This window comes from Neisseria flava (genome assembly GCF_982712965.1).
Genome location: NZ_CEXQBZ010000066.1, coordinates 1 through 6,930, shown reverse-complemented (window position 1 = coordinate 6,930; position 6,930 = coordinate 1). Strand labels below are relative to the sequence as shown.

Genomic DNA, 6,930 nt, shown 5'->3' with positions numbered 1-6,930 from the left:
TGTCGCATACAGAACCCAGCTTGCACAGAGCGCCTGAAAAGGCTTTTATGAGTGTCCAAGATTTGGGGGCCAGTTCAGGTTTCAGACGACCTTTTTTAAATCAAATCAACTTACTTCGCCGCATTAAACGCGTCGGTAACTTGCTTGGACGCGTTCAGCAATTCTTGCGCGCCGCCCGCCGCCAAGTAGGTTTCGGGAACGAGGTAAACCACCTGTCCTTTTTTCCATGCAGTCGTTTCGGCAACCAGCGGATTGTTCAACACGTCTTTCGCCGCCTGCCCTTCTTCGCCGATGGCTGCGCTTCGGTCGAGGACAAACAGCCAGTCGGGATTTTTCTCTTCCAGGTATTCGAAGCTGACGGGCTGACCGTGGCTGCCTTCTTTGATGGCTTCGTCAACGGCCGGAACGCCGATGTCTTTGTGCAGCCAGCCGCCCAGTCGTGAAGACGGTCCGAAGGCGGACATTTTTCCGCCGTTGACCAAAATCACCAAACCTTTGCCTTTACCTTGCGCGGCGGTTTTCGCGGCTTCGAAAGATGCGTCGATTTCGGCTTTCAGCTTGTCGGCTTCCGCCTGTTTGCCGAAGATTTGCGCCAAAGCGTCGATACGCTCTTTGGCACTTTCTTTGAGGTTGGCGGTATCGGCGGTCATCTCGATGGTCGGCGCAATGGCGTTCAACTTGTCAAACGCTTTGGCTGCGCGGCTGCCGATGATGATGAGCTGCGGCTTGTAGGCGTTGAGTGCTTCGTAATCCGGCTCGAACAGCGTACCGGCAGGTTTTGTCGTTTTGAAATATTCGTCCAAATAAGGCAGCCGGTTTTTATCGACGGACAAACCGGTTTTCACGCCCAATTTGCTTAAAGTATCGAGCATACCCAAGTCATAAACGGCGATACGTTCAGGATTTTGCGGCACTTTCGCGTCGCCGCGCGTCGTTTTGACGGTCAAATCTGCGCCTTCGGTTTGGGCTGCGGAAGCGGTTTGGGCGTTTTGGTTTGAAGCGGAATCTTTCGGCGAACACGCGCCCAAAGCAAGGGCGCAGCATACGGCTAAAGCAGTTAAACGTAACATGGGATAATTTCTCCGTTGTCGGGTTCGGGCAGGTAATATGGACGGGTCGTCTGAAAATCCGCAAAGCGGATGCTCGCACCAAACACCTGTTCCAATCCTGCCGTTGTCAAAAAAATTTGGAAAATGCCAGATTGAGAAATCTGATTGACAGGCAGGTCGTCTGAAAACCGAAGCTGATTCAGACGACCTGCCCGTATTTTACCCGCTCTTTTTAGAAGCGGTAGTTCACGCCCAAGCGTACATCACGTCCGGTACCTGGTAGGGTATTGGTCCAGCGTTGACTGTGCGGATAGTAGAACTTGTTGAACACGTTGTTAACTGAAAGATTGATATTGAGCGTGTCTTTGCCCAATGGTTTCCAGTTGGCGAAGACATCGTTCACACCGAAACCTTGGCGTACAACGTTTTCCAGTTTGCCGTCGCGACCTTTTTGACCTGCCACCAATATCGAACCCACGGCTTTTTGAACATAGCGTCCGCGCCAGCCGATTTCCAGATTCGGATTTTGGAAGCGGTAGGCAAGGGAAGCCGTCCAAGTGCGGCCGGTTTGTGCGCCAAACTCGGGGTTCGCGCTTAACAATTTATCTTTGTGTGTATCGTAAAAACGCGGTTTGCTGTGGCTTACGCCGACTTTGGCAGTCAAGCCGCCGGTGCGGTAGGACGCGCCCAATTCGTAACCGTGGTTTTTGATGTAGCCGGCATTGACGGCTTCACGGATGGCGACAGAGTCGTGGCGGTTTTGCGGATTGGCAAGCGCGTCTTTGATGGTCTGCCAGAAGTAGCTGCCGTTTGCGGCAAACGTGCCGTCGTTGTAGTTGAAACCGATTTCGGTATTGCGCGCGCGTTCGGCTTTGGTGCCGTCGGCAATCGAGATGATGCCGCGCTTGCCGTGGGTTTGCAGCGCGTCATACAGGCGCGGGCTGCGGCTGGCGTAGTTGTGGCTTGCGCTGAAGCTCCAGTGTTCGTGCGGCTGCCAAATCACGCCGAAACTCGGGTTAAGGCTGCTGCTTGAAACGGTTTTGCCGTCATGGGTTTTCACCTTGAAGCGGTCGTAACGCAGTCCGCCGGTCAGGGTAAAGCCGTTAATTTCGTGAATGGCTTCGATATACGCGCCGGTATCGGTTTTGGTCGGGTTGGACAGTTTGTAGGAATGGACAAGATCCATAACTTTCTTGTCTTTCGCTTTTTCTTCATCGGTCTTATCTATTTCTTTTTTAGGATCTTTGGGGTCTGGTTTCTTACCGGAGATCTTAAATTCGTTGTTCAAAAACGCTTGCGGCTCGATTTCCTGATGGCGGTAGTTGATACCGTATTTCAACAGGGTTTGTTCGGCAAGGCGGCTGTCGAAGTTGAAGTTCGCACCACGAGTGGCGATTCGGGTATGGTTAGGGCCGACCACATTGCCTGCGTAACCGCTGCCGCTGTCATCGGCGGAATAGCGTTCGTTTTCCAACACATAGGCGTTGGCGTTCAGTTTTTCGACAAAGCCCAGGTTTTTACCCGTGTACTCCAAGTTGGTGTTGGATTGGGTAGTTTCACGGTATGAGGGTTTCTGCCTGTCTTTTGCAGGGTCGGACTCGAAGATTGTAAACTCTTCACGCACAGTACGGATGCCCCGGTGCTGGTCTTTCATGTGGCTCAACACGATGCGGTGGTCGCCGTCGCCGAAGGTTGTTCCGATTTTGGCCAGGTAGCTGCGTTTGTCCAGTGCGCTGTAAGGTACGGTTTTGCCGCCGTTGGGACTTTTGTAGCCTTTACCTGCTTCGTACTCTTTTTCATCGTTGCGGTTGTAAGAGAACAAACCGTCGAAGTTGCCCTCTTTTCCGAATACGCTTGCGCCGTAGTTTACGCCGTCATTAGAGGCATAGCCGCTGCTGAGGCGCACGCCCCAGTTTTTATCCAAGCCTTTGAGCAGGTCTTGGGCATCGACGGTTTTGGCGATGATCGCGCCGTTGGTTGCGCCGATACCGGCAGAGGCGGAACCCGCGCCTTTTTGTACGGAAACGACTTTAACCAAAGCGGGATCGACAATAAATCTGCCTTGGTGGTAAAGGATTTGGCTGTCGGAATAGGCGTTGTCCACCTTGATGTCGACAGAGTTCTGACCCATGCCGCGCAAGGTCATGTGTTGGGATGTGCCGTTACCGCCGCCGAAATCGATGGCAGGTTCTTCTTTTAACAATTCGCGCAAATCGGTTGCCGTGCTTTCGTCTTTTTGTTGAAGGGTAACGATATTAGTTTTGATTTTGCTGCCTTGGCGGTCACCTTTTACGGTAACGGTATCAAGGGTAACGCTTTCTTTTGCTTCGTTTTCCGCGTGGGCAAAACCGGCGGCGAGTGCCATTGAAAGCAGGCTGAAGCGGAACAGGGGCGAAGTCATGGAAATTTCCTTCTGTTGGATAAGTTTCAGTTAATCGATAAATTATTTATTAATAATAATTTTTATTTATTTTAAAGGTAGGATATTATTTTGTAAAGGTGTGCATAGGTTTGTGCCGATAGTGTCTGGTTTTTTGTTGATTGAAGTATGTGAAGCCCGCCGTCTGTAAAAGGTCGTCTGAAAATGTCTGCCTGCTTGATCAGCATTGAAAGTAGGGTGGTGATGGTGCGCAACCTGTTATGCCCGTTTTCAGACGACCCCGCCGACCCCGCATAGAAAATTTTTACTTCTTCCCTTGAATTTATCGGGACAAACCCTAATTTGCCGCTGTGTTAAGGTAAGTTTGTTGACAAACTTGCCGCCTTCTTTTTCAAACCGCATCTGCCGGATGAAGGCAGATGATTGTTTTCAAACTATTTATCGGAGCATAAAACATGACCATCCGTCCTTTACACGACCGCGTCGTCGTCAAACGCTTGGAAGCTGAAGAAAAAACCGCATCAGGCATCGTTTTGCCGGGCGCAGCTGCTGAAAAACCCGACATGGGCGAAGTGATCGCCGTGGGTGCGGGCAAAATCGGTAAAGACGGCGCGCGCCGTCCGCTGGATGTCAAAGTCGGCGACAAAGTGATTTTCGGCAAATACAGCGGTCAAACCGTAAAAGCCGACGGCGAAGAGCTGTTGGTGATGCGCGAAGAAGATATTTTCGGTATTGTCGAATAAACATTCCTTGTATTCAGAACAACAGGTTGTCTGAAAAGACGTACAAGGTTTTCAGACGACCTCAAACAACATTAAACAATTTTGGAGAATCAAAACATGGCAGCAAAAGACGTACAGTTCGGTAACGAAGTCCGCCAAAAAATGGTCAGCGGCGTGAACACTTTGGCAAACGCCGTCCGCGTAACTTTGGGCCCTAAAGGCCGCAACGTAGTCGTTGACCGCGCATTCGGCGGCCCGCACATCACCAAAGACGGCGTTACCGTCGCTAAAGAAATCGAACTGAAAGACAAATTCGAAAACATGGGCGCGCAAATGGTGAAAGAAGTTGCGTCCAAAACCAACGACGTAGCGGGCGACGGTACCACTACCGCTACCGTATTGGCTCAAGCCATCGTAGCGGAAGGCATGAAATACGTGACCGCCGGCATGAACCCGACCGACCTGAAACGCGGTATCGACAAAGCCGTTGCCGCTTTGGTTGAAGAGCTGAAAAACATCGCCAAACCTTGCGACACTTCTAAAGAAATCGCCCAAGTCGGCTCGATTTCCGCCAACTCCGACGAACAAGTCGGCGCGATTATTGCCGAAGCGATGGAAAAAGTCGGCAAAGAAGGCGTGATTACCGTTGAAGACGGCAAATCTTTGGAAAACGAATTGGATGTCGTCGAAGGTATGCAGTTCGACCGCGGCTACCTGTCCCCTTACTTCATCAATGATGCGGAAAAACAAATCGCTGCGCTGGACAATCCGTTTGTATTGCTGTTCGACAAAAAAATCAGCAACATCCGTGACCTGCTGCCTGTTTTGGAACAAGTGGCAAAAGCCAGCCGTCCGCTCTTGATTATCGCTGAAGACGTAGAAGGCGAAGCCTTGGCGACTTTGGTGGTGAACAACATCCGCGGCATCCTGAAAACCGTTGCCGTGAAAGCTCCGGGCTTCGGCGACCGCCGCAAAGCCATGTTGCAAGACATCGCCATCCTGACCGGCGGCACCGTGATTGCCGAAGAAGTCGGCCTGTCTTTGGAAAAAGCCACTCTGGAAGACTTGGGTCAAGCCAAACGCATCGAAATCGGTAAAGAAAACACCACCATCATCGACGGCTTTGGCGACGCTGCCCAAATCGAAGCGCGTGTTGCCGAAATCCGCCAACAAATCGAAACCGCGACCAGCGATTACGACAAAGAAAAACTGCAAGAGCGCGTTGCCAAACTGGCAGGCGGCGTGGCAGTAATCAAAGTCGGTGCCGCTACCGAAGTTGAAATGAAAGAGAAAAAGGACCGCGTTGAAGACGCGCTGCACGCTACCCGCGCAGCCGTTGAAGAAGGTGTGGTTGCAGGCGGCGGCGTAGCCCTGTTGCGTGCCCGTGCCGCTTTGGAAAACCTGCACACCGGCAATGCCGACCAAGACGCAGGCGTACAAATCGTCTTGCGCGCCGTTGAGTCTCCGCTGCGCCAAATCGTTGCCAACGCAGGCGGCGAGCCTAGCGTGGTCGTGAACAAAGTGCTGGAAGGCAAAGGCAACTACGGTTACAACGCAGGTTCCGGCGAATACGGCGACATGATCGAAATGGGCGTACTCGACCCCGCCAAAGTAACCCGTTCCGCGTTGCAACACGCCGCGTCTATCGCCGGCCTGATGCTGACCACAGACTGTATGATCGCTGAAATCCCTGAAGAAAAACCTGCTATGCCTGACATGGGCGGCATGGGTGGTATGGGCGGCATGATGTAAGGTTGTCCCAACCTGAGCGCAAACAAAAACCTGCACGGACAACCGTGCAGGTTTTTTTCTTTGAAAGAAGGTCGTCTGAAAACCGAATTTCAGACGACCTTTTATCATGATGGCGATGCTGTTGCTTTCCTATTTTTTGCCGCAAACGGTCCTTTCCCCTCAATCAGGGGTTGTTGAGTTTCAATCCGTTTTTCGCATTCCGCCATCAATTCGGCTTCTGTGCCGCTGTTGTGGGGGATAACGGGGTTGATGATGACGGTAATGGTGCCGGGGTGTTTGAGGAAGGCGTTTTTCGGCCAAAATTCGCCGCTGTTGAGGGAGACGGGGACGATGTCCATTTCAAACATTTTCGCCATGCGCGCGCCGCCGAGTTTGTAGCGGCCTTTTTCGCCGGGCGGCAGGCGTGTGCCTTCGGGGAAGATGGTGATCCAGTAGCCTTCGTTTTTGCGCGCCATGCCTTGTTCCATCAGTTGTTTGTTGGCTTCGCGGCTGTTGCTGCGGTCTATGCCTATGGTTTTGACGAGTTTCAGACCCCAGCCGAAAAAGGGGATTTTGAACAGCTCTCGTTTGGCGACGTAAACCTGCGGCGGAAAGATTTCTTGCAGTGCGAGGGTTTCCCAGCCGCTTTGGTGTTTGGCGCAGATGATGGAGGGGCGGTCGGGGATGTTTTCGGCACCGATAAGGTGGTATTTGAGTCCGATGATGTGTTTGAGCGACCAGTTGAGGATGCGTACCCAGATTTGCGCCATTTTGTGCGCGCCGCCTTGGACGGGCAGGGCGAGGAGCATGAAGGGGAAAAGTAAAATCAGGCTGGTGCTGAGGATGAACCAGTAGGTCAGGTTGCGGATAAGGAGCATGTTTTTACCTGTCGGATAGGTCGTCTGAAAAATAGGGAGGACAAAATATGTAGTAACCTTCAAATCAGGAACATTCATTCCGTCATTCCCGCGCAGGCGGGAATCCGGGGTTTGGGATTACAGTAACCTTTGAATATTTCTGAATACTGACAGTCTGGACTCCCGCCTGC

General features: G+C 52.1%; 5 protein-coding genes. 2 read left to right on the top strand and 3 right to left on the bottom strand.

Translation table 11 applies throughout. The annotated features are described in order from the left end of the window. Positions 1–110 precede the first annotated feature (110 nt). Together AC5M9B_RS03970 and fetA are read right to left on the bottom strand one after the other, a co-directional pair. Positions 111–1,070 (bottom strand): siderophore ABC transporter substrate-binding protein, encoded by a 960-nt coding sequence (locus tag AC5M9B_RS03970; protein WP_487648282.1) that lies wholly within the window; start codon positions 1,068–1,070, stop codon positions 111–113. A 211-nt stretch (positions 1,071–1,281) separates the two neighbouring features. Further along, complete coding sequence (gene fetA / locus AC5M9B_RS03965; RefSeq protein ID WP_455007415.1) at positions 1,282–3,450, bottom strand: TonB-dependent siderophore receptor FetA/FrpB; 2,169 nt, start codon at positions 3,448–3,450, stop codon at positions 1,282–1,284. 434 nt (positions 3,451–3,884) lie between these two features. On the opposite strand from fetA, the gene groES reads away from it, so the two are divergent. Together groES and groL are read left to right on the top strand one after the other, a co-directional pair. Next, positions 3,885–4,172, top strand: a complete 288-nt coding sequence (groES, locus tag AC5M9B_RS03960) for a co-chaperone GroES (RefSeq protein ID WP_003744509.1) — start codon at positions 3,885–3,887, stop codon at positions 4,170–4,172. Positions 4,173–4,268: 96 nt separating this feature from the next. Continuing rightward, positions 4,269–5,903 carry a chaperonin GroEL gene (gene groL, locus AC5M9B_RS03955; protein ID WP_003744506.1) on the top strand — a complete coding sequence of 545 codons (1,635 nt, stop codon included), beginning with the start codon at positions 4,269–4,271 and terminating at the stop codon, positions 5,901–5,903. Positions 5,904–6,007: 104 nt separating this feature from the next. Here the strand turns inward: groL and AC5M9B_RS03950 are convergent, their stop codons facing one another. Further along, positions 6,008–6,760, bottom strand: coding sequence for a lysophospholipid acyltransferase family protein (locus AC5M9B_RS03950; RefSeq protein ID WP_204828079.1), 753 nt, complete (start codon positions 6,758–6,760; stop codon positions 6,008–6,010). Positions 6,761–6,930: the final 170 nt, after the last annotated feature.

Bases quoted from the DNA above. Each gene is read 5' to 3' on its own strand.
- AC5M9B_RS03970 (WP_487648282.1), bottom strand. From the start codon at position 1,070: ATGTTACGTTTAACTGCTTTAGCCGTATGCTGCGCCCTTGCTTTGGGC.
- fetA (WP_455007415.1), bottom strand. From the start codon at position 3,450: ATGACTTCGCCCCTGTTCCGCTTCAGCCTGCTTTCAATGGCACTCGCC.
- groES (WP_003744509.1), top strand. From the start codon at position 3,885: ATGACCATCCGTCCTTTACACGACCGCGTCGTCGTCAAACGCTTGGAA.
- groL (WP_003744506.1), top strand. From the start codon at position 4,269: ATGGCAGCAAAAGACGTACAGTTCGGTAACGAAGTCCGCCAAAAAATG.
- AC5M9B_RS03950 (WP_204828079.1), bottom strand. From the start codon at position 6,760: ATGCTCCTTATCCGCAACCTGACCTACTGGTTCATCCTCAGCACCAGC.